The organism is Marinobacter sp. JSM 1782161 (genome assembly GCF_011421605.1).
Lineage (GTDB): Bacteria > Pseudomonadota > Gammaproteobacteria > Pseudomonadales > Oleiphilaceae > Marinobacter_A > Marinobacter_A bohaiensis.
In genome coordinates, this window is the sequence record NZ_WSSA01000002.1 from 2,039,860 (window position 1) to 2,066,757 (window position 26,898).

The following is a 26,898-nucleotide window of genomic DNA, read 5'->3' on the forward strand; positions in this document are numbered from 1 at the left end:
CGACCCTCCTCATCAAGCATCATGTTGGCAATGCGGAAGACGTTTGTCGTGGCCGACTGGCGGTTCGCGCCGAGCCGAAATCACAGCGTTCTGGCCCAAACGGGCTCACAAAAGGTTCCAGTAAGCATAGAACAGGATCGCCCGGGTCATGGGTTTGTCGGTAGATGTTGTCAGAGTTCCCGAACAAACCGATGAACCCGATCCAAGGTCCGGGGAAACCTTCAGCGTGGTCGCTGGCTCCGCCTCCGACAAGCCGCCTGCGACCAATGTCTGAACAGCGCAGGACTCGTACTGCCCGATATCTCACACTAGTCTACTAGTGAGTAGTGAGCCCCTGATCAACGCGGGGCCCGTCACCGGCTCGGGGAGTCCAATGACCAAAGCTGCTGTTGATCGCGTGTACCTGTTCGGCACCTGCCTGATCGATGTGTTCCATCCGGAAGCGGGCATGGCCACAGTCCGGCTGCTGGAGCGGGAAGGTGTCGAGGTGATCTTCCCGCCGGAACAGACCTGCTGCGGGCAGCCCCCCTACAATTCCGGCTACGATGACCAGGCCCGCACCGTGGCGCGCCAGGTGGTGGAACGCTTCGCCGAGCCCATCCCCGTGATCGTGCCATCCGGCTCCTGCGCCGGCATGCTGCGCCACCACTACCCCGATCTGCTGGCCGACGATCCCCTGGCCGACGCCGCCCGCGACCTGGCCGCCCGCACCTACGAACTGCACGAGTTTCTGCACCGTATTCTGGCCGTGAAACTGGAAGACCACGGTGAGCCGGTGACGGTGGTCATGCACACTGCGTGCAGCGCACACCGGGAAATGGGCGTGCGGGAAGACGGCCTGGCGCTGCTGGGGCAACTGGCCAACGTAACCGTGTGCGAGCCGGAAAACGCCGAGGCCTGCTGCGGCTTCGGCGGCACCTTCGCGGTGAAGATGCCGGAGATCTCGGTCGCCATGGCCAGCGACAAGTGCCAGGCCGTGCGCGCCAGCGGCGCCGATCACTTTCTCAGCAGCGACTGCGGCTGCCTGCTCAACATCGACGGCATGCTGCGCAAACAGGGCAATGCCCTGCCCGCCCATCACCTGGCCACCTTTCTCTGGGAACGCACCGGAGGCGCATCATGAGCGGCTTCACCAGCCAGCCGGACCAGGACTTCGGCGTCCGCATCCACGAAGCTCTGGAGGACGCCGAGCTGCGCGAGAGCTTCCACGGCGCCATGACCTTCCTGCGGGAGAAACGGCGCAGCCAGTTTCCGGATCCCGATGCCCTCGAGAACCTGCGCGACAGTGGCGCCGCCATCCGCGACCGGGCCCTGGCCAAGCTGCCGGATCTGCTCGAACAGCTGGAAGACCGCTGCCGTCACAACGGCATCCAGGTGCATTGGGCCGAAACCAGTGATGAGGCCAACGCCATCATCACCGGGCTGATCCAGTCGGTGCATGGCCAGCGCATCGTCAAGGGCAAGTCCATGGCAACCGAAGAAATCGGCCTGAACACCGCGCTGGAGGCCGCCGGCTTCACCTGCCTGGAATCGGACATGGGCGAGTACATCGTCCAGCAGGCGGGCGAGACGCCATCCCACATCATCATGCCGGCGATCCACCGCAACAAGGCCAGCATCGCCCGCCAGTTCGCCGACCAGATCCCGGACACCCCCTACACCGAGGACGTGGACGAACTGATCGGCACCGGCCGACGGGTATTGCGCCAGGCCTTTGCCCATGCGGATGTGGGCATCTCCGGGGTGAATTTCGCCATCGCCGAAACCGGCACCCTGTGCCTGGTGGAGAACGAAGGCAATGGCCGGATGTCCACCACCGTGCCGGACACCCACATCGCCGTCATGGGCATCGAGAAAGTCATCGAAAAGCTGGCCGACCTGCCGGACCTGATGCGCCTGCTGCCACGCTCCGCCACCGGCCAGGCCATCACCACCTACATCAACCTGATCAGCGGACCGCGCCGGGACGACGAATGCGACGGGCCGCGTCAGGTGCACCTGGTGCTGGTGGACAACGGCCGCAGCCGTATCTACGCCGACCGCCAGTTGCGCGCCACTCTGCGCTGCATCCGCTGTGGCGCCTGCATGAACCACTGCCCGGTGTACGAACGTCTGGGCGGGCACGCTTACGGCACGGTCTATCCCGGTCCCATTGGCCAGGTGGTGATGCCGCAGCTGTTCGGGCTCGACAAGGCCGGCAAGCTGACCCAGGCGTGCAGCCTCAACGGTGCCTGCGGCGAGGCCTGCCCGGTCCGCATTCCGCTGCCCGACCTGATCCGCCGCCTGCGCCACGAAGGCGTCACCGACGATCCCGCCAGCCCGGTACGCGGTCATGGCCGCCAGCGTAAGGCCAGTGAAGCCCTGATCTGGCGGGCCTGGGCCACGATCCACGCCCATCCGCGGCTCTACCGACTGGTCACCCGACTGGCCACCCGGTCACGCCGCCTGCTTCCGCCCCTGCCCCGAGCCTGGACCGCCCGGCGCGCGCGCCTTGAGCCGGCGCCACGCAGCTTCCACGAACAGATGGCCCAACGCCGCCAGACGGAACCGCGCCCATGAAGTCGAGAGATCGCATCCTCGCCCGCCTGCGTCACGGGCGCACCGCCTCCCCGGCAGCGCCCATGACGCCCCCGGAGTCGCCGCCGGCAACGGTCACCCAACCAGACCTGGAGGCCATGATCGAGGCTCTGGGCGCGGCTCACGCGGAGGTCATCCGGATCGAGGAAAGCCAGTGGCCGGACCGGCTCGCCGCCATGGCCGCCGAACGGAGCTGGCAGCACTGGTGGGTGGGTCGCGACGAAGTCGCACAGACCTGGCAGCAGCATGCGTCCGCCCCCCAGGTCACCGTGTTCGACGACTGGACGACGCAGAAAGACGCGCTGTTTCGCGAGGCTCCGGTCGCCCTGAGCCTGGCCCAGGGCGGGATCGCTGAAACCGGCACCCTGATCGTGGAAAGCCGGCCCGAAACGCCCCGGACCCTGTCACTGGTGCCACCGGTACACGTGGTCGTGGTGCGCGAACGGACCGTCTACCCGGACATGGCGAAGGCCCTGGCCAACTACAGCCACAGCGGCCTGCCCACCAACCTGATCTTCATCTCCGGCCCGTCCAAGACAGCCGACATTCAGCAGACCCTGGCCTACGGCGCCCACGGCCCCAAGGAGCTGATCGTCTTCCTGTGCCGTTGAGGCCCGAATTCATCGCCACTCTAAATATTGAAGTGCGAACATCTTCCTGTCACATACCTGCAATTTCGCGGCCTTTCCATTGAATTGAGAACAGAGCATGCCGCCAAGCACCTGTTTGCACGCGCAATTTAATTAGACCTGAAAATAAAATCCCGATTGGTTATACTCCGCTCCCCGATTTTCAGGCGGGGCAAAAGGAGGGGTTACCAACCACAGGAATACCACGTCACGGGGACGCACCCATCCGCGTTCACGCCCCTCCCTGCCCTGAATTGTCATGACCGGCGCCGCAGAAGCACCGGAATCGATCCAATACGAGAGAGGGAGGCCTATGAACTCCGTTGTAAACGCCCCTGAAACATTCTCCGCCCGCATTCCCACGGTGGAATTCGAGGAGCGCCGCTTCCAGGTCTACACCGACCGCCAACTGGACAAAATCGAAGCCATCCAGTCCCTGCCGGAAGACACCCTGTTCGAGATGAAGGTCGTCTCCAGCGTCCTGCCTTTCCGGGTCAACGAGTACGTGATCAACGAGCTGATCAACTGGGACAAGGTGCCCAATGATCCGCTCTACCAGCTCGTCTTTCCCCAGCGCGAGATGCTCAAGCCCGAGCACTACGAGCGCATGGCGGAGATGCACCGCAGCGGCGCCGACAAGAAAGAGATCCAGGCGGTCGCCAAGGAAATCCGCGACGACCTGAACCCACACCCGGCCGGCCAGATGCAGATGAATCAGCCGGAGCTGGACGGCGAGGCCCTCGAAGGCCTGCAGCACAAGTACCGCGAGACCGTGCTGTTCTTCCCGTCCCAGGGCCAGACCTGCCATTCCTACTGCACCTTCTGCTTCCGCTGGGCGCAGTTTGTCGGTGACAAGGACCTGAAAATGGCCAGCACCGACGCTGAGAAACTGCACGGTTACCTGCGCGAGCACACCGAGGTCACCGACCTGCTGATGACCGGCGGCGACCCGATGGTGATGAAGACCAAGAACCTGGTGCAATATCTGGAGCCCCTGCTGGAGCCGGAGTTCGACCACATCCAGACCATCCGCATCGGCACCAAGGCCCTGACCTTCTGGCCGTACCGCTTCGTGACCGACAAGGACGCCGCCGAGCTGATCGACCTGTTCGCGCGTCTGGTCGAGAACGGCAAACACGTGGCGGTCATGGCCCACTACAACCACTGGCAGGAAATCACCACCGACATCGCCGAGGAAGCGATTCGCCGCATCCGCGCCACCGGTGCCGAGATCCGTGCCCAGGGCCCGATCATCAAGCACGTCAACGACGACGCCGATGCCTGGGCCAGGATGTGGAAGAAACAGGTGCAGCTGGGCATCATCCCCTACTACATGTTCGTGGAGCGGGACACCGGCGCCAAGAACTACTTCGAACTGCCACTGGCGGAAGCCTACGAGATCTATCGCGAAGCCATGAAGAACGTGTCCGGCCTGGGCCGCACCGCGCGCGGCCCCTCCATGAGCGCGGGCCCGGGCAAGGTGGAAGTCCAGGGCATTGCCGAGATCCACGGCGAAAAGGTGTTCGTGCTGCGTTTCCTGCAGGGCCGCAACCCGGACTGGGTACAGCGCCCGTTCTTCGCCAAGTACAGCGATACCGCCACCTGGCTGCACGAGCTGGAGCCGGCCTTCGGGGAGGAGAAATTCTTCTTCGAGGACGAGTACGAGGCGATGCGCAAGGGCAACGGTTAAGCCGTTCGCCACGCGCTCCGAAAGCCGGGCCCTGTGCCCGGCTTTTTTGTGGGCGGTGACGCGTCCATCACTGCCTGAAACGGGGTAGCCCACTCACTGTTTGCCGATACCCCGGAGGTCTGGCGCCGACCGGATGTGCTGAATAGGGACAGCAAGGCCCTATTCAGCACCCTGATTACTATCTGGAAAGTATTTTTATGTCGGTCTTGCCAAAGTCGAAGTAGCTTGCAAACTCGTCCAGCTTGTCGATGCCACCGTCGATTGTACCGACCCCATCATTAATGGACTCTTTGATGCCCTTTTTCCCCAATACATAGTCATACATAACCTGACTGGGGATGTTGAGTATTGCCTGGGCGTCGTCCGGAACATATTCGTAAAAGGCTGCAATGCCATTGCGAATATGAAACCCGTACTGCTCATCCCGGTCGGTGATGTTGAAGCCAATTTTGAAATCAGCGTCCACGGCCTTTTCCGCATCAACTTTTACCCGCAGGTTTTCAAGAATGGTACCGATGCTCAGCTGAGACACGATGGCCGGACTTCCGAAATCAACAGGAGGCAATTCCTTCTTGGTATTGTCCAGTTCAGCAGCGCCGCTCAAGGCAAACTGCCTGAAATACGGGTTTGCCTGATCATAGCCCCATTGCCTGAGGGCCTGAGCTTTCAGGTCTTTGGCTGACTGGTTGTCAGGCTGTGCACGAACCAGGTGTGTAAGGACTTCTGCCGCCCAGCCGTAGTCTTCCGCCTCGATCGCCTGGTTGGCAATAGCAATCACACCGTCCGGGCCGCCCATCGCTTCGACATAGAGCTTCGCCTTTCGATGAAACGACGGCGCTGCCAGTTCCGTTGCATCGCCCTGGAACCATCCCATATAGCCGACGTAAATGTTGCGTACCGAATGCTCTACGCTCCCGTAAAATTCCTGCAACCAGGGGTCCTCTGCCAACTGCGGAGGCAGCTTGACCAGATCCACCAGTTCTTCACGAATAGCGCCTTTGTTCATATGACGGATGGTCTGATCGTGAACATACTGTATGGCATCCCGATAGTTCTGAATGCGCTCCACGATAAAGTCTCTGCCCATCCACGCACGACCGTGGGAATGGCTATAACTGTCTGCCTGTTTTGCATACTCCAACAACCGGTCTATCCCTTTGTACCACTTAACCGGGTCCCGGAATTTTGTGCCACGGAGGGAATAGATGTTGGGAAACGACTCCCCCTGGATCGTCTCGGCGCCGTTAACGTGATTGAAGTCCGGAAAGAATACGGAAATTTCGTCTTCGGCATCCCCATAGGCTTCGAAAATCACCATGTTTACGCCAGCGACTTCCACTTCTAACTTGTCCGTCACGAACTCGGTGGGACGGTAAAGAGATTGTTCCCCGAAGGTAAATGCCGGCCCAAGTCCCCCATGCACGAATCCATCTTCGCCAACACCGATATAGGACGCCGCCGCATAGGCAGAGCGCTGGGTCAGGATATCACTGACGACACTGGCGTCGTTGGCCAGGTAATCCATGAATTCATGGTGAGCGAAGATTCGCACGTCTCCATTGTCCACCATTTCCTGAGTCACCCCGACACCCGCCACACCGAAAGGATGGTCAATGTGCCGATGGGTATAAATGACCCCCTTGACCGGCATGGCGTTACCGGTTTCGTCACGAAAGACCTTCATCAATGCACTGGCGGCGTCATCATTTTCACCGGGATCGATAACGATCAGGCCATCATCGCCAACTACAATGAGCGTGGAGGTCAACTGCCACCCACTCATTAGAAAAACCCGGTCCTTGACAGGCTCGTACATGGTTTTTTCCATGTGCCTGGCAAACGCCGTCATCCGCGGGTTCACCTTATCTGACGACTCCGTGTAGGCCAGATTGCCGTATGTCCCTCTCTTGGGAGCCAGGTGCTCCAGGACATCAGGACTTTCGAACGACTCGACCTCTCTCGGAACGTTTTGATCGAGCACTTCCGGTTCCAACAGACTTGAATCAAACTCACCCTGTTCATTCGCTCGCACCGAGGAGGTCACAACAGCGGCCATCGCCAACGCAACAACGGCTTTTGACGAAAAAAGCCGCACCAGCCTGCTCCTGGTCATCACTACGGGGTGTTCTTCGCTCCGCGGGTAAGGTTTCCATCTCATGTGCTCGCTCTCCTTGTCTTCCGTTACGGACAGAGGTTTAAAGCCGGGCCCCCGGCCAGATACAAATCAAGCCCTTGATGCCCATAGGGTTCTGCCATAACCAAGGCGGGCATATTCCAGACATGTCTTTCCACTAAAGAACAGTTCAGTCTGTACCGCAAATTTTCCCGGAATAAGGGACACCTAGGATTCAAAAGGATTTTCTTTGGGCGACATCGGGATATTTAACTCGCAGAGCATCCAGGATGCGCTCAGGCTCTGACCTTCGAACGGTATCTGCGGCGTAATACTTTTACCTGGCCTCAGCAGAGCTGACACCGGCTAAAGCAACGCTTTGAACCTGACTTGGAGGGTGGGAACGATCATATCCTCACGGCTGAACAGTTTCTGGAAACGCTTCTTGCCATGAAGGCGACGGGGGATGAGGTGGTGACGCGTGAGCTGGGCGACCGGGCGGTCGCACAGCTCACAGCAGTCCGGTTGCGGGGGCAGTTTCAGCATGACGGGCCAGCCGCTGCGCCCCGACGACTCAGTGCATCAGGGTGTAGAGTTTGCGGCGGTAGGTACGCACGTCCGGGTTGGCATTGCCGAGCTTGTCGAACAGCTCCACCAGTGTCGTCTTGGCGATGCCGTCCTTGTAGCCGGCGTCGGCCTGCATCAGCCGCACCAGCAGGTCCATGGCCGCGGCGTTGTTTTCCTTGATCACGTGCTGCAGCGCCAGCTGGTGCAGGGCGTCGCAGTCCCTGGGATCAGCCTCCAGACGCTTTTCCAGTTCCGCCACCGGCGACAGTTGTCCCGCCTGCTCCATGAACTTCAGACGCGCCGCCAGTTGCCGGGCGTGGGGCTGCATCTTGTCTTCCGGCGCCAGGCTGTCGAGGATCTGCTGGGCGGTGTCGGTATCGCCCAGTTCCGCCTTGATCTGCGCCAGATCAATCAGTACCGCGGTGTCTTCCGGATCGGCCTGATTCATTTCGGTGAGGATCGCCAGCGCGCCATCCAGGTCGCCTTCTTCCCACAGCCGGTTGGCCTTGTCATGGGGATTTTCCTCAGGTGCGTCCACGTGCTTCTCCAGCACCTTGCGGATTTCGCTTTCCGGCAGCGCCCCGTTGAAGCCATCCACCGCCTGGCCGTCCTTGACCAGCAGCACCGTGGGCAGACTGCGCACACCCAGGTGACCGGTCAGCTCCTGCTGCTCATCGGCGTTGACCTTGGCTAGGGTGAAGGCGCCCTTGAACTCTTCCGCCAGCTTTTCCAGCACCGGCATCAACTGTTTGCACGGCGCGCACCACTCGGCCCACACGTCCACCAGCACCGGCGTCTGCGCGGAGGCCTGCATGACCTTATCCTGGAAATTGTCGAGGGTGGCTTCGAAAACGTAGGGCGACTCACTCATAGGAAAACCTTGTTCCGGTGTTCGATCGATATCAGGGGTATTGGCAACAGATGTCTACTATGGTGTTCAGCAGCGCGAATTCAAGACGCAGCCGCCTCGCAACCGGCGATTACCGCAAACCTGCTTGAATTTCCGGCAGACGCCGTTACATACGGAGAATAAGCCATTTGGCAAGAGTCCTGAAGCCAATCACACGAGGATGCAGCGTGATCAAGACCGATAGCCACCACGAGGAAGAGAGCATGGAGTACATCGGCAAGGACGAGAACCGACAGAGCCTTGCCCTGACCCAACAGGTCATGCCCAAGCGCATGTACCTGCTGCCGGTCCAGAATCGCCCGTTCTTCCCCGCCCAGGTACAACCGGTCGTGGTCAATCAGGATCCCTGGCAGGAAACCCTCAAGCGGGTCAAGGAGACGGACCACCAGGTTCTGGGCCTCTGCTTTGTCGACTCCGATGAGTCAGCGAACATTCCCGACAGCGACGACCTGGAGATCATGGGCTGCGCGGTGCGCACCCACCAGGTTCAGCACGAAGGCGGCAAGGTGCAGTTCATCGCCCAGGGCCTGCAGCGTTTCCGCATCGTCCAGTGGCTACGGCGCAAACCGCCGTTCCTGGTGGAAGTCAGTTACCCACAGGAGCCGGAGGAAGAGGCCGACGAACTCAAGGCCTATACCCTCGCGATCATCAGTGCCATCAAGGAGCTGCTGCGCAGCAATCCGCTTTACGGCGAAGAGGTCAAGCAGTACCTGTCCCGCTTCGGGCCGGACGACAGCTCACCACTGGCCGACTTCGGCGCGTCCATGACCAGCGCCAAGGGTCCGGAGCTGCAGGACGTGCTCGACACCGTGCCCCTCCTGCGACGCATGGAGAAAGTGCTGCTGCTGATGCGCAAGGAGCAGGAGGTCGCGCGCCTGCAGGCGGAAATCAACGAAGAGGTGAACACCAAGGTCCAGAAGCACCAGCGCGAGTTCTTCCTGCGTGAGCAGCTCAAGGTCATCCAGCGTGAACTGGGGATGGCCAAGGACGACAAGACCGCCGATGTGGAGCGTTTCCAGGCGCGCATGGACGAGCTGAACCCTCCCGAGCATGTACGGGACCGCTTCGACGACGAGCTGCAGAAACTGTCGGTGCTGGAACAGGGCTCGCCGGAGTACGGCGTCACCCGCAACTACCTGGACTGGCTGACCCAGGTGCCCTGGGGCCAGTCGTCGGAGGATCACTTTGACCTGGACCGCGCCCGCAAGATCCTGGACCGCGACCACGATGGCCTGGAAGACGTGAAGGACCGCATCGTCGAGTTCCTGGCCGAGGGCACCTTCCGCAACTCGGTCGCCGGCTCGATCGTCCTGCTGGTGGGGCCGCCCGGCGTGGGCAAGACTTCCATCGGACGTTCGGTCGCCGACGCACTGGGGCGGCAGTTCTATCGCTTCAGCCTGGGCGGCATGCGTGACGAGGCGGAAATCAAGGGACACCGGCGCACCTACATCGGCGCCATGCCCGGCAAGCTGGTGCAGGCCCTGAAAGACACCGGCGTGGACAACCCGGTGATCATGCTCGACGAGATCGACAAGGTGGGCGCGTCGTTCCAGGGGGATCCGGCATCGGCGCTGCTGGAAACCCTGGACCCGGAGCAGAACAAGGATTTCCTCGACCACTACCTCGATGTGCGCATGGATCTGTCCAAGACCCTGTTCATCTGCACCGCCAACCAGCTGGACACCATTCCGCGGCCGCTGCTCGACCGTATGGACGTCATCCGCCTGTCCGGCTACATCACCGAGGAGAAAGTGCTGATCGCCAAGCACCACCTGTTGCCGCGGCTGCTCAAGCGCTCGGACCTGAAGAAGAAGCAGCTCAACATCAGCGACGCGGCCATCCGCCAGGTGGTCGAGGGCTACGCCCGGGAAGCGGGGGTGCGCAACCTGGAGAAACAGCTGCACAAGATCGTGCGCAAAGGCATCGTCAGGCTGCTCGACGAGCCGGACCAGCCGGTGAAGGTGGGCGTCAGCGACCTGCCTGATTTCCTGGGCCAGCCCCACTTCAAACGCGAAAAGGCGCTCAAGGGCACAGGCGTGGTCACCGGCCTCGCCTGGACCGCGATGGGCGGGGCGACACTCAGCATCGAGGCCTCGCGCATCCACAGCAGCCAGCGTGGCTTCAAGCTGACGGGCCAACTGGGTGACGTGATGCGCGAGTCGGCGGAGATCGCCTACAGCTACGTCTCCTCGAACCTGAAACGTTACAAGGGCGACCCGGCGTTCTTCGACAAGTCCTTCGTGCACCTGCACGTGCCCGAAGGCGCCACCCCCAAGGACGGCCCCAGCGCCGGCATCACCATGGCCACCGCCCTGCTGTCCATCGCCCGGGGCGAGGCGCCCCAGGCGGGTCTGGCAATGACCGGCGAGCTGACCCTGACCGGCCAGGTGCTGCCGGTGGGCGGTATCCGCGAGAAGGTCATCGCGGCCCGGCGCCAGAAGATCAGCACCCTGATTTTGCCGGAAGCCAACCGGGGCGACTACGAGGAGCTACCGGACTATTTGCAGGAGGGGCTCGATGTGCATTTCGCGAAACATTTCTCCGATGTCTACTCGATTTGTTTTGCACACAAGCCTCGTCGCGGCGCGAGCGTGCACTGATATGGATCACTCCCCCTCAGACCGCATGAATAGTGGGTTACACGGAGTCGGAACACCCGTACGCGCAATCCACTATGGTTCAAAACGGGGCACATACCTATACTTCTAATCATTGGATTCATCGCATTCGCGTCGAATTCCTGTCATCTGAGAAGAGCCCATTAGGCGCCTGGTTTAGGCGCCTTTTTTTATGCCCAAAGAAAAGGTGTGGCCGGAGACAAATCACGCCCCGACACCCGGGCCGATGATCCTCCAGAACGAAAAGACAGAAGGGAAAGGCCCCGGTCAGTGCCGGGACCCCGAACTCCTTACCGGCGCCCGATAAAACGCGCCACCAGATCGCGCAGACCGCCCGAGAAGCGCATCAATTCCTCGCTCACCTTGTCCGCCGTCTGCGCCCGATCGGTACTGCTGTCCGCCAGCTCGGCGATGTTCACCACCTGCCGGTTGATCTCCTCGGACACCTGGCTTTGCTGCTCTACCGCCGCCGACATCTGCAGGAAGCGATCGGTGATGCGCCCGATGCCGTCGACGATCTCACCCAGCGCACGCTCCGCCTCGCGCACCCTGTCCAAACCGGAACCGGCCACCACCTCGCCGTCGCGCGCGGCGCTCACCGCGGTGCCGACCTGTTTGCGGAAATCCTCGATGACGCTGTGGATGCGCGTCGTACTCTCCCGCGTGCGGCCCGCCAACGAACGCACTTCGTCCGCGACCACCGCAAAGCCGCGGCCCTGCTCGCCGGCGCGGGCCGCCTCGATGGCGGCGTTCAGCGCCAGCAGGTTGGTCTGCTCGGCAATGTCACTGATCAGGTCGGCGGCCTCACCGATGCTGTCGGTGGACTGACCCAGCTTCTCCACCGCGTTGCCCACTTCGTGGACCCGCTCGACCAGGCTCTCGATCGCCTGCAGGGCCTGGCGCGACAGCTCCGCGCCCTGCGCCGCATGCTCATTGGCAGACTCCGCCTCCCGGGCATTGCGGGTGACGTTTTCCGAGACTTCGTGGATCGATGCGGTCATCTCATTGATGGCCGACGCCGTCTGGTCGGTTTCCGAACGCTGCCTGGCGATGTACTCGGAACCCTCACTGATGGCCTTGTGGCTGGTGGAGGCATGGCCGGCCAGGATGCCAGCCTGGTCCTCGATCCGGGCCAGAGCGGTGCGTAGCCGTGCTTCCTCGCTGATCAGCAGCATCGCCAGCTCGCCAAAACGGCCGCGCTGGTCGGTGTAGGTCATGGCGATGAGCGGGTCAGTGAAGGCATCATCGCGCAGGTCGACCAGGGACTTCATCCGGTTATCGATCATGCCGCGCAGGGTAAAGCCGGCCGTCAGGTGACCGATAATCACCACCGCCGTGGCCCAGCCCGGCGATGCCCAGTGCAGGGCCGCCACACTGGCGATAAGGGAGACCAGCAATGGCAGCGCCACGATGAACACGTTGCGCAGGTTGGCCATTTTGATCACGCCGTTCTTGCCGGCGTTGAGCTTGCGATAAAGGCCCTCGGCTCGACGCTTCTGGTCCTCGGTGGGGGCGGTGCGCACGGACTCGTACCCCACCATCTGACCATTTTCACGCACCGGTGTGACGTAGGCGCTGACCCAGTAGTGGTCGCCGTTCCTGCACCGGTTCTTGACCACGCCCATCCAGGCGCGGCCGGCCTTCAGGGTGTCCCACATATGCTTGAACACGGAGGGCGGCATATCCGGGTGGCGGATGATGTTGTGGGCCTGCCCCACCAGCTCTTCCCGGGAAAAGCCGCTGATGTCGACGAACTCGTCGTTGCAGTAGGTGATAACCCCTTTGGCATTGGTGGTGGTGATCAGGCGACCACCGTCCGACATGCGGACTTCACGCTGGGTGACAGGGAGATTCTTTCGCATAGGAGTTCATGTCCTTCTGACGTTACGCCAAGTACGGATCCATCGGTACCTGTGTAGCCACTATAGACGTTGGCCGGGGTTGTTTCCGCAGTTCCGGTTTATGGATGGCGTATCGGTACACCGAGCTGGTAGCGGCTGAAGGCTCGGCCACGGACAGCGCGACCCGCTCAGGGTTCTTGTTGAAGGAAGAGAGAGGCGGGGCCGATACGCTTTCCCCTCGTATCGGCAACCATACGGATTAGATTAGCTGGCCGGCTGCTTTTTTTTGGCCTTCCACCCGTCTTCACGGTTGATCGGCCCGACATCAAGCACCGGGGAGGCGTCGATCTCGTCGGCGTCCATCATGCTGGCGACCCGCTGCAGGGACGCCACGATCATGCTCTGCTCCCATTCGTGCAGGCTCTGGAACTTCTGGATGAAGTCTTCCTGCAGCGGCTGGGGAGCCTGGGCCAGCAATTCGGCACCGTCTTCGGTCAGGTGGGCATGGACCTTGCGCTTGTCCGCGGTGCTGCGCACCCGGTACACCAGCTTGCGATGCTCCAGACGGTCGAGGATGGTGGTCACGGTGGCCTGACTGAGGCTAACCTTGTCGGCGATGGTGCCAATAGTGACCTGCCCCAGATCGCGGATCGTCCGCATGATCAGAAGTTGCGGCGCCGTCAATCCGGCGTTTTTGCTGAGGCGCTTGGAGTGGAGATCGGTCGCGCGAATCACGCGCCGAAGAGCGACTAGCACCTGCTCGTAGTTGTTCATGAAGATTTCCCACGCTGCCGATTCGGCGAGGCCGAAATTATAGTGCTCCATGTTTTTCGAGTACAAAGCTTTTATATCAGACATTTCCACTACATCGCCGGCTCTGCAAAAACGATATGAAGAGAATGGCAACGCCCGTTCTGCCCTACAGAGCCCTAAAACGCCGGAGATTCGGTTTCAGGGTTGAGGCTGGCCGCTCTTCAATACTTATAACTCTAACTATTTGACCGCTTAAAGTCTAATCACTCATGACGCGAACCTTTGCCTCAAGCCCCGTCGTGAGGCACTATTCGGTTGCCCGGACTCAACGCGAAGCCCGTAAGCAAACAAGACCGCAGGGATTAGAAACCTTTATGCTTCAAAACAATCGCACTCGCAGCCATTTGCCGTCCTACGCGGTGCTGTCACGCCTCACCAGGAGCGCACTCGGCCCGCTATTCGTCCTGGCCCTCACACTGACGGCGGGCCCGATCCAGGCGCAGGACATGACGCCTCCGGCCGGCAATGGCGCGAACCAGGTCCAGGGCCCGACCGGCGCCGACGCGGACGACGTTCGGCAACGCATCGACCAGTTGGACGAGCCCCTCTACAACCCATTCGTCGAGCGTTACCTGCTGGATGAAGTAAAGACCCTGCGTACCGAGATCCAGAGCACCCGGGCCGAACTCATCGAGAAGGTGGTGGACAAGGAACTCACCGTCGCCGACAAGACCATGTCCTACGCCACCGACACGGTGACCTACTTCTTCTACCTGATCGCCGGCGCCACCTCCATTCTGGTGGTCATCGGGTGGAACTCCATCCGGGATATGCGCAACCAGTTGGCCAGCGTGGCCGAGAAGCGAGTCAATGAGCTGGTGGTGGAATACGAGCAGCGACTCAAATTCATAGAAGAGCAGCTGCAGCAGAAATCGGACATCATCAACCGCAACCAGGAAGAGATCGAACGCACCAACGAAGTGCATTCGTTGTGGCTGAAAGCCAGTCAGGAAACCTCCCAGCAGAACAAGATTGCGGTCTACGACCAGATCCTCGATCTACGACCAGACGATGTGGAAGCCCTGAGCTACAAGGCCGACGCCGTGCTCGAGCTGAACGAGCCGCTGTGGGCCATCAGCCTCTGCCTGCGGGCACTCAAGCTGGCGCCGGACAACGGCCACCCGCATTACCAGTTGGCCTGCGCCTATGCCGAGATCGGCCGCTGGGAGGACGCCATCAAGAGCCTGTCCGCCGCCATCGACATTTCCGAGGCCTACCGGGACGACGCCTCGGTCGACCCGAGCTTTGCGCCGCTCCACGATTTCGACCAGTTCCGCCAGTTGGTCCACCCCGAGGATATGGAGGAATCGGAGAGCGGTCCGACCGAGTCCTGAATCCTGGCATGAACCCTGCCTTATGATCCCGACCACTTGTCAGGACTTCACGCCCGGGTCGCTGCCGGTTCCGGCTTTTTCGGCGACCCGCTCCATTTCTTGACAACGAAGAACGGGTGGTGTTTGTTTGTTGCATCGCCGTGCTCCCAATGGCTCGGCACGGCTGAAAAAACACCAAAAAAATGTTCTCAGAAAGCAAGGCAGGACAGACCAAAATGAAAACCAAGCTGAGTAAACTTGCGGTCGGGGTTAGCGCTTCACTCGCCATGATGGCCACCGGAGCCGCCAACGCGGAAATCAAGATCGGCATCGCCGGCCCGATGACTGGCGCCGTCGCCCAGTACGGCGATATGCAATTCTCCGGCGCGCGTATGGCGATCGAGCAGATCAACGCCAACGGCGGCGTCAACGGCGAGGAACTGGTCGCCGTTGAGCAGGACGACGTCTGTGACCCGAAACAGGCCGTCACCGTCGCCAACAACATGGTCAACGAAGGCGTGCGCTTCGTGGTCGGCCACCTGTGCTCCAGCTCCACCCAGCCGGCGTCCGACATTTATGAGGACGAAGGCATCCTCATGGTGACCCCGGCTTCCACCAGCCCGGCCATCACCGAGCGCGGCTACGAACTGGTGTTCCGCACCATTGGCCTGGATAGCATGCAGGGGCCGGTTGCGGCCAACTACATCGCCAGCCAGAGCCCGGAGCGCGTCGCGGTCATCCACGACAAGCAGCAGTATGGTGAAGGCATCGCCAGCGCGGTCAAATCCACCCTGGAGGACGACGGCGTCAACGTGGTGATGTACGAAGGCATCACCGCCGGCCAGAAAGACTTCTCTTCCCTGGTCACCAAACTGAAGCAGGCCAACGTCGACTTCGTCTACTACGGCGGCTACCACCCGGAGCTGGGCCTGATCCTGCGCCAGGCGCAGCAGGCCAGCCTCGACGCCCAGTTCATGGGCCCTGAAGGCGTGGGTAACAAGGACATCAACACCATCGCCGGCGACGCCGCCGAAGGCCTGCTGGTGACCCTGCCCCCGAGCTTCGACGAAAAGGCCGAGAACCAGGCGCTGGTCAAAGCCTTCCAGGACAAGGGCGAAGATCCCTCCGGCCCGTTCGTCCTCACCTCCTACGCGGCCGTTCAGCTGATTGCCGATGGCATCGAGCAGGCCGACTCCACGGATCCGTTTGACGTTGCCGAGGCCCTGCGCTCCGGCAGCTACGAGACCCCCATCGGTACAGTCGAATACGATCAGGCCGGTGATCTGAAGTCATTCGACTTCGTGGTCTACGAATGGCATTCAGATGGCAGCAAAACTCCGGTAGAATAACTAACGATTAAAAATCGGTAATAGTTGTGAGCAAGAGAGGACGACCCGAATGGTCACGCCTCTCTGAGGACACCTTCCCCTCACGAGGGGGAAGGTGTTTTTTTGGAACCCCGGTTTGGGAAGTCGCTGGCGACGCCAGCCAGTGACCTGCGATACATGGACGTGATGGCCGCAAGCCTTGTGGCAACAGGGGCTTTTGCGTCGCGTGATCGCCAACCGGGGTTTTTCATTTTCGGAGTTTCAAAAAAATGCACGACGTTCTGTACTTTCTCCAGCAGCTCATCAACGGGCTGACGGTAGGAAGCGCGTATGCCCTGATCGCCATCGGCTACACGATGGTTTACGGCATTATCGGCATGATCAACTTCGCCCACGGTGAGATTTACATGATCGGCGCTTACGTCTCGCTGATCGTCATCACCGGCCTGGCGGTCACCAGCCCCGCCTGGATTCCCCTGGTCCTGCTCGTTGCCCTGATCTGCGCCATCATCGTCTCCAGCTCCATGGGCTGGGCCGTCGAACGCGTCGCCTACCGCCCCGTCCGCGGCCAACACCGCCTGATTCCGCTGATTTCCGCCATCGGCATGTCCATCTTCCTGCAGAACTACGTTCACCTGGCCCAGGGCTCGCGCAACATCGGCTTCCCCCTGCTGATCGAAGGCGGCGTCACCCTGGGCGGCAGCGAGGACGGTTTCCAGGCCACACTGACCTACATGCAGCTCACCATCTTCGTGGTGACCCTGGTCTGCATGACCGGGCTGTCCCTGTTCATCTCCCGGTCCCGCATCGGCCGCGCCTGTCGCGCCGTGTCCCAGGACCGCAAGATGTCCAACCTGCTGGGCATCGACACCAACCGCATCATCGCCGCCACCTTCGTAATCGGGGCCTCTCTGGCCGCCGTGGCCGGTCTGTTGCTGGGCATGTATTACGGCTCGATCGATCCGCTGTTTGGTTTCATTGCCGGCCTGAAGGCGTTCACCGCCGCTGTACTCGGCGGCATCGGCAGTATTCCCGGCGCCATGCTCGGCGGGTTGATACTGGGCGTGGGCGAGAGTTTCACGTCCGGCTACCTGAGCGGTGAGTACAAAGACGTGGTGTCGTTCGGGCTGCTGATCCTCATCCTCCTGTTCCGGCCCACAGGCCTTCTCGGCAAACCGGAAGTGGAGAAGATCTGATGGTTGCACAGAATTTCCGCCATGCGCTGTTCTGCGCATTCATTACCCTGATTATTTCCTACCCCATCCTGGGCCTGAACCTGGAGGCACAGGGCATCAGCGTCAAGCTGACCGGTGCCGAAACCCAGACCTACATCGGCATCGCCATCGCGGTGCTGATTGTCTTCCTGTTCCAGCTGTTCCGTCCTGCGATTATGGGAGCCCTGGGCCAGGCCAAGGCGATCAATCCGATGGCCGGCCGCGCGCCGATGCCCCAGGAAAAGAAACTGACGATCGAGCGCATCGCCCTGATCGTGATCGTGCTGGGCGCCATGGCCTGGCCGTTTATCGCCTCCCGCGGCGCCGTCGACCTGGCCACGCTGGTGCTGATCTACATCATCCTGGGCCTCGGCCTGAACGTGGTCGTGGGCCTGGCGGGCCTGCTGGACCTGGGCTACGTCGCCTTCTACGCGGTGGGCGCCTACACCTTTGCCTTGCTGTCGCAGTACTACGGCTTTTCCTTCTGGATGGCGCTGCCCCTCGGCGCAATCCTGGCGGCGGCCTTCGGCTTCGTGCTGGGCTTCCCGGTGTTACGCCTGCGGGGTGACTACCTCGCCATCGTGACCCTGGGCTTCGGGGAGATCATCCGCATCCTGCTGAACAACCTGACCGACCTGACCAACGGGCCGGACGGGATCGGCGGCATCCCCGACCCCACGCTGTTCGGCATGGAGTTCGGCCGGCGCGTCAAGGAGGAAGGCAACACCTCGTTCCATGAAGTGTTCAACCTGCCCTACGACAGCATGGACAAGGTGATCTACCTGTACCTGATCACATTGATCCTCGCCGTCGTCACGCTGGTGGTCATCCGCCGCCTGATCCGCATGCCGGTGGGCCGTTCCTGGGAAGCCCTGCGCGAAGACGAAATCGCCGCCCGTTCCCTGGGGCTGAGCCGTACCGCGGTCAAGCTCTCCGCCTTCACCATCGGCGCCTTCTTTGCCGGCTTCGCCGGTACCATCTTCGCGTCCAAGCAGGGCTTTATCAGTCCGGAGTCCTTCGTGTTCCTCGAATCCGCCATCATTCTGGCGATCGTGGTGCTGGGCGGCATGGGATCGCAGCTCGGGGTTATCCTCGCCGCGATCGCGGTCACCATCCTGCCCGAGCTGGCACGGGAATTCTCCGAATACCGCATGCTGATCTTCGGCGCCGCCATGGTGCTGATGATGGTCTGGCGCCCGCAGGGCCTGCTGCCCATGACCCGGGTCCACATCAAACTCAAACAGCAGGAAGCGGGAGTGACTGACCATGCTTGAAGTACGCGACCTGTCGATGCGTTTCGGCGGCCTGTTGGCCGTCGACCAGGTGTCCCTGGACGTGGGTGACCGCGAGATCGTGTCCATCATCGGCCCCAACGGGGCCGGCAAAACGACGGTGTTTAACTGCCTGAGCGGGTTCTATCGCCCCACCGGCGGCACCATCAAGTTCAAGGAGCGCGAGATCCAGGGCAAGCCGGATTACAAGATCTCGCGGATGGGCATGGTTCGCACGTTCCAGCACGTGCGGCTGTTCAGCAAAATGACGGTGGTGGAAAACCTTCTGGTCGCCCAGCACCGTCACCTGAACACCAACCTGTTTGCCGGCCTGGTGAAAACACCGGACTACCGCAAGCGTGAAGAGAAATCACTGGAGCGAGCCGCCTACTGGCTCGAGCGGGTCGGCCTGACGGAGATGGCCAACCGCGATGCCGGCAACCTGGCCTACGGCCAGCAGCGCCGCCTGGAGATTGCCCGCTGCATGGTGACCGAGCCGGAGCTGCTGATGCTCGACGAGCCGGCCGCCGGACTCAATCCCAACGAAACCCGGCAACTCAACGAGCTGATCATCAGCCTCAAGGAAGACTACTGCGTCTCCGTGGTCCTGATCGAGCACGACATGAGCCTCGTCATGGGTATTTCCGACCGCATCAACGTCATCAACCAGGGCCGACCGCTGGCCAGTGGGACGCCCGAGGAAATCCGGCAGAACGACGACGTGATCAAGGCCTACCTGGGCGAGGAGTAAAAGGATCAACCATGCTGGTACTTGAAAACATCCATACCCACTACGGCAAGATCGAGGCGCTGCACGGCGTCTCGGTGGAGGTCAAGGAAGGCGAGATCGTCTCCCTGATCGGCGCCAACGGGGCGGGCAAAACGACGCTGCTGATGACCGTCTGTGGCGATCCGCAGGCCAGCTCGGGGCGCGTGCTGTTCCGGGGCGAGGACATCACCCACAAGCCCACCTCCGACATCATGCGGTCGGGCATCGCTATTGTGCCGGAAGGCCGCCGGGTGTTCCCCGGTCTGACGGTGGAAGAGAACCTGCATATGGGGGGCTTCTTCAACACCAAGGCGGAGATCCGCAAGAGCCAGGACCACGTGTTCGAGCTTTTCCCGCGCCTCCAGGAGCGCCGCAACCAGCGCGCCGGCACCATGTCCGGCGGCGAGCAGCAGATGCTGGCCATCGGCCGCGCCCTGATGTCGAAACCCCGCATGATCATCCTGGACGAGCCCTCCCTGGGGCTGGCGCCGCTGATCATCAAGCAGATCTTCGACATCATCAGCACCCTGCGCGATGAAGGCATCACCGTCTTCCTGGTGGAGCAGAACGCCAAGCAGGCCCTGAAGCTGGCCGACCGCGGCTATGTGCTGGAGACGGGCCGTATCCGGCTGGAAGACTCCGGCGCCAACCTGCTCGCCAACGAAGACGTGCAGAAAGCCTATCTGGGCGGCTAGAACCCGCCGGCGCCCCTCGGGGCGCCGTGATCGTCAGGCACAAAAAAGCCGGGCCCTTGAGCCCGGCTTTTTCATGAAGGAAGACACCCGCGCTTATTGAACGCTCTTGATGGTGCCCTTGTAGCCTTCAACGGTTACGTCAATGGTGCCGTAAACCAGGTAGTCCGTCTTCTTGACGGTGTAACGCGGAGCCACGATCACGTCGGCACCGGAAGACTTGATGGCGTTGTAGGCCGCAGCGGCCTTAACCGGAGCAACCGCGTCCAGCATGGCCAGCGGAGAACCGCCACCAGCGCCGGCGCCGTATGCAACGCCGTCGGCGTATTCGGATTCACCGCCAACGGTGAAGAACAGGATCTTGGTCGCAGAGGAATGACCAGTGATCTTCTCGCCAACATCAATGTCAGCTTTCAGGTCAGTGTCTACGTGTCCAGACAGGGGAACCGGGTTGGAGCTTACGTTCATGGAGCTACAACCAGACAGTGCGCCTGCCAGAACCAGGCTTGAAGCGATCAGTACTTTTTTCACGACTACTTCTCTCCGTGTGTGATATGTGAGCCATCGTGGCGGGCGCAACTATAAATGAGTGACATCCATATTACAAATAATAAATATAAAGTTAGTTTTTAGATCTTTTTGGAATATATGTTATCACTGTGTTCATTTTTTATCTGAACAATCAGTCAATTGAGGCCCGGACGGGTCGCTGTCTACCAAAACTTGTCTATACTCTGTTGAACGGTCAGGCCGAGCCCCGGCGTTCGAGAACCGGGACGAGCACGACGTTGCCCGCAAAGGCACAACGTCAGGAGAACCACGTCAGGGCCGTTACGTTGTTTTCACATCGATGCAAGCACGACAAGGAGTTGGACCATGAAAAAAATTATCGCAGGAGCCATGCTTCTGGGCGCTTCCAGCCTCGCTTTCGCACAGCCGGGCTGTGGTGTCGGCGCCATGATCTGGAAGGGGCAGTCGGGGATGGCCCCGCACATTCTCGCGGCGACCACCAACGGCACGCTCGGTAACCAGACCTTCGGCATGACCACCGGAACCCTGGGCTGTAACACCAACGAATCGGTTCAGTCGATGGCCATGTACATGGATAACAACATCGACAAGATTGCCCGTGACATGTCCCGGGGCGAAGGCGAAAACCTCGATACCCTGGCGGTTCTGTTGAAAGTCGACGAGGCTGATCGTCCGGCCTTCCGCCAACTGATGCAGGACAACTTCGCCACCATTTTCCCATCTTCCGATACCACCTCGGATGAAGCGGTGTCCGCCATCGTGGCCTTGCTGGAGTCGCATGAGACCCTCGGCAAATACATCGCCTGATCCTGACCTGCAGGGATAGCCCTTCGCGCCAGGGACGGCGCACAGCACAGCTATTTCCCAAGCACCACCGATCCGAGATCGCATGCAACGACATTCGCTGTCGGGGCCACGGCCCCGTTTGTTGGCCCTGATCGCAACGGCCTTTCTGGCTTCGTCTGCCCTGGCCGCTCCGCCCCTTGATCAACTCGCCCAGGATCCGGCCTGGCTCACCCTGGGCCATTACCGCCCCGACACCCTGGGGAGCGGCTACACCTCCCAGGCCGATGACGCCGGCTTTTTTCTCAGCGTCGACGGCAAGGATTCCCCGGAGGCCGAACTGCGCGCCACTTTGGCGGCCATCCAGCAACCCGGCGACGGTGACCAGCACGCCCGCTGCCGCTTCCCGGCCAGGGACCGCTGGCTTCGCCAGCAACTGGACCTGCCACAGGGCTCGCCCGACTGCCCGGCCTTCGACACCTGGCGCCAGGAACTGAACACCGAAACCGTGACCCTGGTGTTCGCCGCGTCCTACCTCAACAGTCCATCGTCGATGTTCGGGCACACCTTCCTGCGGCTGGATCCGCCCGGCACGGAAAACGACGAAGAGGCGGACCTGTTGCTGGCCAGCACCATTTCCTACGCCGCGGACGCCGCCGCCCACGACAGCGAGATCATGTTCGCCTACCGGGGTATTTTCGGCGGCTATCCGGGCATCACCTCGGTGAAGCCCTATTACGAAAAGATCCGCCTGTACTCGGACATCGAGAACCGGGACCTGTGGGAATACCGGCTCAACCTGACGCCGGAAGAAACCGACATGCTGCTCGCCCACGCGTGGGAGATCCGCGAGAAGAATTTCGACTACTACTTCTTCGACGAGAACTGCGCCTATCGCCTGCTGGCGCTGATCGACGTCGCCCGGCCCGGCACCAACCTGCTCGACGAAGTCGGCACCCATGCCATTCCCTCCGACACGGTACGCTGGGTGGTCGACCACGATCTGGTGGCGTCGATCCACTACCGGCCTTCTTCCGCCACCGTCGTCGAACACTACCTGGAACAGCTCCCCCCGGATGAACGGGATCTGGCCGCTGACCTGGCCGACGGCGAGCGCACTGTGGCGGCACCGGCCATCCAGTCCCTGCCCGACGAGTCACGGGCCCACGTGCTGGACGCCACCTACGACTACGTACGCTATCAAGCGCAGGAAGAAGACTGGCCCCGGGACCGGGCCGCCCCCCTGTCCTACGACCTTCTCAAGGCCCGCAGCCGGATCAACGACGCGCCTCCACTGGAGCAGCCGGCCGAGCCGCCCATTCGCGACGACCAGGGTCACGACACGTTCCGGGCCGGCCTGACCGCTGGCCAGCAGGGAGACCGCGACTACATTCAGTTGAGCCTGCGGCCGGCCTACCACGACCTGCTGGATCCACCGGAAGGCTATCGTCAGGGCGCCCAGTTGCAGTTCCTGCGGCTCGATACCCGTTACTACACGGACAATGACGAAGTACAACTGGAGCAACTCGTGGGTGTGGAAATCCGCTCGCTGTCGGTCCGCGACCGCTTCTTCTCGCCGCTGTCCTGGCAGGTGGGCTTCGGCGGACGGCGGACGGACATTGAATCGGGCAAGCGCGTCTTCACCCCCTACCTGGATGGCGGCGCCGGCTTCGGCTGGGCGACCTCGTCCAACAGCCAGCTCTACGCCATGGGAACGGCCGACCTGGAGATCGACAATGACCTGGACAAGGGCTACGACACCGCACCCGGCGCCGATCTCGGCTGGCTCTACCAGGGGCATCGGTTAAGCATCATGGGAGGCGTTAAAAGCAAGGCGTGGCTGATCGGCGATCATCATCGCGAGGACATCGGCTACGCGAGCGTTTCCTGGCACCTGGATCCGTCCGCCAGTCTCACCGCCGGCTGGCAGCGCAAACACCACTTCGACAGGTATGAGACCCAATGGCACGCCGGACTGCACGTGTACTTCTAACGCTCTCGCTGGCCCTGCCGCTGCTGATGCTGGGCGGCTGTTCGAGTCTGTTCTTCTATCCGGACAAGACGGTCTACATCACGCCGGACCAGTTAAACCTGGAGTACCGGGACGTTTACCTGGACACGGTCGACGGCGAGCGGCTCCACGGCTGGTGGCTTCCGGCGCAGGGAGAGCCTCACGGTACCGTCTACTTCCTGCACGGCAACGCCCAGAACATGAGCAGCCACCTGCTCAACGTCGCCTGGATGCCCAAGGAGGCCTACAACGTCTTCCTGATCGATTATCGCGGCTACGGCCAGTCCACTGGCGCACCGGATATCGAGGGTGCCCTGACGGACTCGGAGACAGGATTTCGCTGGCTGGTGCAACAACCGGACACCGGGCCCTATTATCTGCTGGGACAGAGCCTGGGTGGCGGCCTGGGGCTGATGCTGGCCGCGGAATGGCAAGACCGGGGCGAACAGCCGCCCTTGACCGCGGTCGTGCTGGACAGCACCTTCGCCGGTTTCCGCGCCATCGCCCGGGAAAAGCTCGACAGTTTCTGGCTCACCTGGCTGTTCCAGGTGCCGCTGAGCTGGACCATCCCGGGGGACTACGAAGGCGTCGACCACATCGACCGGATCAGCCCGGTGCCGGTCATGGTGATCCACAGCCTGCGCGACGGCATTATCCCCTTCCACAACGGCACATCGCTCTACACGGCCGCGAAGCAGCCCAAGGAATTCCTGCAGACCAACACGCCCCACGCGTCGACGTTTGTGATCCCGGCCTACCGGGACGCGGTGGTGGCGTTTCTTAAGGAAGCCGCAGCCGATCCTGGAAGTCCGGCTTCGGGAGAGTAGAGGCCCGGCGGCCACGCCGAAGCACCTGGGCAAGAACGTTTATTGCGCCCCCGGCTCAGATCAGGCAGTGGATTTCAGGCACAAAAAAGCCGCCCCGTGGGGCGGCTCTCTCATTCAGGGCCTGGATCAGGCGCCGAACTCGGTCGGCTGCTCGCCTTCCTTCACTTCTTTCATGGACAGCTTCACGCGACCGCGGTTGTCCACATCCAGCACCTTGACCAGTACTTCCTGGCCTTCGCTGAGCTCGTCAGTGACGTTCTCAATGCGACGCTCGGCGATCTGGGAAATGTGCACCAGACCATCCTTGCCCGGCAGGATGTTGACGAAGGCGCCGAAGTCCACAATGCGCTCAACCTTGCCCTTGTAGATCGCACCGACTTCGATTTCGGCGGTGATCTCCATGACGCGCTTCTGCGCGGCCTGGGCGGCGGCCTGGTTGTCGGCGTAGATCTTGACGTTGCCGTCGTCGTCGAGGTCGATGGAGGCACCGGTGTCGTCACAGATCGCGCGAATCACGGAACCGCCCTTGCCGATCACGTCACGGATCTTGTCCGGGTGGATCTTCATGCTGGTGATGCTCGGTGCACGGTCGGACAGCGTGGAGCGCGGCTCGGAGATAACCTTGGCCATTTCACCCAGGATGTGCTGACGCGCGGAGTGCGCCTGCTCCAGGGCGATTTCCATGATCTCTTCGGTAATGCCGGTGATCTTGATGTCCATCTGCAGGGCGGTGATGCCCTCGGCGGTACCGGCGACCTTGAAGTCCATGTCGCCCAGGTGATCTTCGTCACCCAGGATGTCGGTCAGGACCGCGAACTGCTCGCCTTCCTTGACCAGACCCATGGCGATACCGGCCACCGGTGCCTTGATGGGGACACCCGCGTCCATCAGCGCCAGACTGGAACCACAGACCGAGGCCATGGAGCTGGAACCGTTGGATTCGGTGATCTCGGACACCGCACGGATGGTGTACGGGAACTCTTCAACGGTCGGCATGACCGCCGCCACACCGCGCTTGGCCAGACGACCGTGACCGATTTCACGACGGCCCGGAGCGCCTACGCGGCCGGTCTCGCCAACACTGAACGGCGGGAAGTTGTAGTGGAACAGGAACGGATCCTTACGCTCACCTTCCAGCGCGTCGATGATCTGCATGTCGCGCGCGGTGCCCAGCGTGGTGGTCACGATGGCCTGGGTCTCGCCACGGGTGAACAGGGCAGAACCGTGGGTGCTCGGCAGCACGCCCACTTCCACTTCGATCGGACGCACGGTCTTGTTGTCACGACCGTCGATACGCGGCTTGCCTTCGATAACCTGACGACGAACGATGGTCTTTTCCAGCTTGCCGAAGTAGGCCTTAACCTCGTCCTCGGACGGCTGGCCTTCCTCTTCGCCGGCCAGCTTCTCGACGGCGTCGTTGCGAACTTCGCCCAAACGCTTGTAACGCTCCATCTTGTCGCGAATGCCGTAGGCTTCGGTGACGGCGTCGCTGAAGCCGGACTCCAGCGCGTCCGCCAGGGACGTGTTGACCTCGGCCGGTGTCCACTCCCAGCGCGGTTGACCGGCTTCGGCGGCCAGTTCCTTGATAGCGGTAACGGCGGTCTGCATGGCGTCGTGCGCGAACAGGACCGCGCCCAGCATCTGGTCTTCGGTCAGGCCCTGGGCCTCGGACTCTACCATGAGCACCGCGTCCTGGGTGCCGGCCACGACCATGTCCAGCTTGGACGTTTCCAGCTGTTCGAACGTGGGGTTCAGGAAGTAACCGTCCTCGTCGGTGTAACCCACACGGGATGCGCCCACCGGGCCTTCAAACGGCACGCCGGAGAGGGCCAGTGCAGCGGAGGCGGCCAGCATGCCGGCGATGTCCGGGTCCTGGGTCTTGCTGGAGGACATGACGGTACAGATGACCTGCACTTCGTTCATGAAGCCTTTCGGGAACAGCGGACGGATCGGACGGTCGATCAGGCGGGACGTCAGGGTTTCCTTCTCGGAAGGACGACCTTCACGCTTGAAGAAGCCACCCGGGATCTTACCCACCGCGTAGGTCTTCTCGCTGTAGTTGACGGTCAGCGGGAAGAACGGCTGGCCCGGCTTGGGCTCTTTCTGGGCCACGACCGTACCCAGCACGGAGATGTCGTCGATAGTGACCAGCACGGAGCCAGTGGCCTGGCGTGCGATGCGTCCAGTTTCCAGGGTGACTGTCTTGCCACCGAGTTCAAATGATTTCTTTACCGGATTCACGGTAACTCCTTCACTTTCAGTCATATTTCCGGAAAACGCGGCGTTTTCCCCTCAGAGGCTTCGCGGGTCAGAGTGTCGGGACTTACCGGACTGAAAGCTAACAGGCTGTTGAAAAACGTCGCCAGAGTGCCGGCGCCTTTCAACAACCTGCTATTGTTCG

Annotated in this window: 20 protein-coding genes; 14 read left to right on the forward strand and 6 right to left on the reverse strand. The window is 61.6% G+C overall.

The genetic code is table 11. The features are described 5' to 3' along the window. The first annotated feature begins 373 nt into the window (after nt 1-373). From GQB00_RS09090 to GQB00_RS09105, 4 genes are all read left to right on the forward strand, one after another. Nucleotides 374-1,123: a (Fe-S)-binding protein gene (locus GQB00_RS09090; protein ID WP_165855984.1), complete on the forward strand. Its 750-nt coding sequence runs from the start codon at nt 374-376 to the stop codon at nt 1,121-1,123. Next, nucleotides 1,120-2,559, forward strand: a complete 1,440-nt coding sequence (locus tag GQB00_RS09095; RefSeq protein WP_165855985.1) for a LutB/LldF family L-lactate oxidation iron-sulfur protein — start codon at nt 1,120-1,122, stop codon at nt 2,557-2,559. The genes GQB00_RS09090 and GQB00_RS09095 overlap by 4 nt, the downstream gene beginning before the upstream one ends. After that, nucleotides 2,556-3,188, forward strand: coding sequence for a LutC/YkgG family protein (locus GQB00_RS09100; RefSeq protein ID WP_165855986.1), 633 nt, complete (start codon nt 2,556-2,558; stop codon nt 3,186-3,188). Before GQB00_RS09095 ends, GQB00_RS09100 begins: the two co-directional genes overlap by 4 nt. 331 nt (nt 3,189-3,519) lie before the next feature. Continuing rightward, complete coding sequence (locus tag GQB00_RS09105) at nt 3,520-4,896, forward strand: KamA family radical SAM protein (RefSeq protein WP_111494417.1); 1,377 nt, start codon at nt 3,520-3,522, stop codon at nt 4,894-4,896. A 178-nt stretch (nt 4,897-5,074) separates the two neighbouring features. Here the strand turns inward: GQB00_RS09105 and GQB00_RS09110 are convergent, their stop codons facing one another. Continuing rightward, complete coding sequence (locus tag GQB00_RS09110) at nt 5,075-7,054, reverse strand: alkyl sulfatase dimerization domain-containing protein (protein ID WP_165855987.1); 1,980 nt, start codon at nt 7,052-7,054, stop codon at nt 5,075-5,077. A 529-nt stretch (nt 7,055-7,583) separates the two neighbouring features. Next, on the reverse strand, nt 7,584-8,447 hold the full coding sequence (gene trxA / locus GQB00_RS09115; protein WP_165855988.1) for a thioredoxin: 864 nt from the start codon (nt 8,445-8,447) through the stop codon (nt 7,584-7,586). 242 nt (nt 8,448-8,689) lie between these two features. Between trxA and lon the strand changes: the two genes are divergently transcribed. Continuing rightward, a complete protein-coding gene (lon, locus tag GQB00_RS09120) occupies nt 8,690-11,086 on the forward strand; it encodes an endopeptidase La (protein WP_165856578.1) in 2,397 nt (798 codons plus the stop codon). A gap of 308 nt (nt 11,087-11,394) precedes the next feature. Here the strand turns inward: lon and GQB00_RS09125 are convergent, their stop codons facing one another. Together GQB00_RS09125 and GQB00_RS09130 are read right to left on the reverse strand one after the other, a co-directional pair. Continuing rightward, nucleotides 11,395-12,966, reverse strand: a complete 1,572-nt coding sequence (locus GQB00_RS09125; RefSeq protein ID WP_165855989.1) for a PAS domain-containing methyl-accepting chemotaxis protein — start codon at nt 12,964-12,966, stop codon at nt 11,395-11,397. A gap of 243 nt (nt 12,967-13,209) precedes the next feature. After that, on the reverse strand, nt 13,210-13,719 hold the full coding sequence (locus GQB00_RS09130; RefSeq protein WP_165855990.1) for a MarR family winged helix-turn-helix transcriptional regulator: 510 nt from the start codon (nt 13,717-13,719) through the stop codon (nt 13,210-13,212). Between the two features lie 485 nt (nt 13,720-14,204). Between GQB00_RS09130 and GQB00_RS09135 the strand changes: the two genes are divergently transcribed. From GQB00_RS09135 to GQB00_RS09160, 6 genes are all read left to right on the forward strand, one after another. Then, nucleotides 14,205-15,092 carry a TPR end-of-group domain-containing protein gene (locus GQB00_RS09135; RefSeq protein WP_165856579.1) on the forward strand — a complete coding sequence of 296 codons (888 nt, stop codon included), beginning with the start codon at nt 14,205-14,207 and terminating at the stop codon, nt 15,090-15,092. A 215-nt stretch (nt 15,093-15,307) separates the two neighbouring features. Next, nucleotides 15,308-16,420 carry a branched-chain amino acid ABC transporter substrate-binding protein gene (locus tag GQB00_RS09140; protein ID WP_111494409.1) on the forward strand — a complete coding sequence of 371 codons (1,113 nt, stop codon included), beginning with the start codon at nt 15,308-15,310 and terminating at the stop codon, nt 16,418-16,420. A gap of 248 nt (nt 16,421-16,668) precedes the next feature. Beyond that, the gene (livH, locus tag GQB00_RS09145; protein ID WP_111494407.1) at nt 16,669-17,595 is read left to right on the forward strand and encodes a high-affinity branched-chain amino acid ABC transporter permease LivH; all 927 of its coding nucleotides are present in this window, start codon (nt 16,669-16,671) and stop codon (nt 17,593-17,595) included. Further along, a complete protein-coding gene (locus tag GQB00_RS09150; protein ID WP_111494405.1) occupies nt 17,595-18,887 on the forward strand; it encodes a high-affinity branched-chain amino acid ABC transporter permease LivM in 1,293 nt (430 codons plus the stop codon). Before livH ends, GQB00_RS09150 begins: the two co-directional genes overlap by 1 nt. Further along, a complete protein-coding gene (gene livG / locus GQB00_RS09155; RefSeq protein ID WP_111494403.1) occupies nt 18,880-19,635 on the forward strand; it encodes a high-affinity branched-chain amino acid ABC transporter ATP-binding protein LivG in 756 nt (251 codons plus the stop codon). The genes GQB00_RS09150 and livG overlap by 8 nt, the downstream gene beginning before the upstream one ends. 11 nt (nt 19,636-19,646) lie before the next feature. After that, entirely contained in the window at nt 19,647-20,348 is a 702-nt protein-coding gene (locus tag GQB00_RS09160; protein WP_165855991.1) for an ABC transporter ATP-binding protein, read from the forward strand. A gap of 93 nt (nt 20,349-20,441) precedes the next feature. Here the strand turns inward: GQB00_RS09160 and GQB00_RS09165 are convergent, their stop codons facing one another. After that, complete coding sequence (locus tag GQB00_RS09165) at nt 20,442-20,876, reverse strand: hypothetical protein (RefSeq protein WP_111494399.1); 435 nt, start codon at nt 20,874-20,876, stop codon at nt 20,442-20,444. A 345-nt stretch (nt 20,877-21,221) separates the two neighbouring features. On the opposite strand from GQB00_RS09165, the gene GQB00_RS09170 reads away from it, so the two are divergent. From GQB00_RS09170 to GQB00_RS09180, 3 genes are all read left to right on the forward strand, one after another. Continuing rightward, nucleotides 21,222-21,683 carry a DUF3015 domain-containing protein gene (locus GQB00_RS09170; RefSeq protein ID WP_111494397.1) on the forward strand — a complete coding sequence of 154 codons (462 nt, stop codon included), beginning with the start codon at nt 21,222-21,224 and terminating at the stop codon, nt 21,681-21,683. An 82-nt stretch (nt 21,684-21,765) separates the two neighbouring features. Then, a complete protein-coding gene (locus GQB00_RS09175; protein ID WP_165855992.1) occupies nt 21,766-23,652 on the forward strand; it encodes a DUF4105 domain-containing protein in 1,887 nt (628 codons plus the stop codon). After that, on the forward strand, nt 23,622-24,497 hold the full coding sequence (locus GQB00_RS09180) for an alpha/beta hydrolase (protein ID WP_165855993.1): 876 nt from the start codon (nt 23,622-23,624) through the stop codon (nt 24,495-24,497). The genes GQB00_RS09175 and GQB00_RS09180 overlap by 31 nt, the downstream gene beginning before the upstream one ends. A 126-nt stretch (nt 24,498-24,623) precedes the next feature. Here the strand turns inward: GQB00_RS09180 and pnp are convergent, their stop codons facing one another. Further along, the gene (gene pnp / locus GQB00_RS09185; RefSeq protein WP_323127263.1) at nt 24,624-26,738 is read right to left on the reverse strand and encodes a polyribonucleotide nucleotidyltransferase; all 2,115 of its coding nucleotides are present in this window, start codon (nt 26,736-26,738) and stop codon (nt 24,624-24,626) included. Between the last annotated feature and the right edge of the window lie 160 nt (nt 26,739-26,898).

Coding starts and splice junctions, on each gene's coding strand:
- GQB00_RS09160 (WP_165855991.1), top strand. CDS start 19,647: ATGCTGGTACTTGAAAACATCCATACCCACTACGGCAAGATCGAGGCG.
- GQB00_RS09140 (WP_111494409.1), top strand. CDS start 15,308: ATGAAAACCAAGCTGAGTAAACTTGCGGTCGGGGTTAGCGCTTCACTC.
- GQB00_RS09090 (WP_165855984.1), top strand. CDS start 374: ATGACCAAAGCTGCTGTTGATCGCGTGTACCTGTTCGGCACCTGCCTG.
- GQB00_RS09095 (WP_165855985.1), top strand. CDS start 1,120: ATGAGCGGCTTCACCAGCCAGCCGGACCAGGACTTCGGCGTCCGCATC.
- GQB00_RS09150 (WP_111494405.1), top strand. CDS start 17,595: ATGGTTGCACAGAATTTCCGCCATGCGCTGTTCTGCGCATTCATTACC.
- livG (WP_111494403.1), top strand. CDS start 18,880: ATGCTTGAAGTACGCGACCTGTCGATGCGTTTCGGCGGCCTGTTGGCC.
- GQB00_RS09135 (WP_165856579.1), top strand. CDS start 14,205: ATGACGCCTCCGGCCGGCAATGGCGCGAACCAGGTCCAGGGCCCGACC.
- GQB00_RS09175 (WP_165855992.1), top strand. CDS start 21,766: ATGCAACGACATTCGCTGTCGGGGCCACGGCCCCGTTTGTTGGCCCTG.
- livH (WP_111494407.1), top strand. CDS start 16,669: ATGCACGACGTTCTGTACTTTCTCCAGCAGCTCATCAACGGGCTGACG.
- GQB00_RS09125 (WP_165855989.1), bottom strand. CDS start 12,966: ATGCGAAAGAATCTCCCTGTCACCCAGCGTGAAGTCCGCATGTCGGAC.
- GQB00_RS09170 (WP_111494397.1), top strand. CDS start 21,222: ATGAAAAAAATTATCGCAGGAGCCATGCTTCTGGGCGCTTCCAGCCTC.
- GQB00_RS09105 (WP_111494417.1), top strand. CDS start 3,520: ATGAACTCCGTTGTAAACGCCCCTGAAACATTCTCCGCCCGCATTCCC.
- GQB00_RS09100 (WP_165855986.1), top strand. CDS start 2,556: ATGAAGTCGAGAGATCGCATCCTCGCCCGCCTGCGTCACGGGCGCACC.
- trxA (WP_165855988.1), bottom strand. CDS start 8,447: ATGAGTGAGTCGCCCTACGTTTTCGAAGCCACCCTCGACAATTTCCAG.
- lon (WP_165856578.1), top strand. CDS start 8,690: ATGGAGTACATCGGCAAGGACGAGAACCGACAGAGCCTTGCCCTGACC.
- GQB00_RS09180 (WP_165855993.1), top strand. CDS start 23,622: ATGGCACGCCGGACTGCACGTGTACTTCTAACGCTCTCGCTGGCCCTG.
- GQB00_RS09130 (WP_165855990.1), bottom strand. CDS start 13,719: ATGAACAACTACGAGCAGGTGCTAGTCGCTCTTCGGCGCGTGATTCGC.
- GQB00_RS09110 (WP_165855987.1), bottom strand. CDS start 7,054: ATGAGATGGAAACCTTACCCGCGGAGCGAAGAACACCCCGTAGTGATG.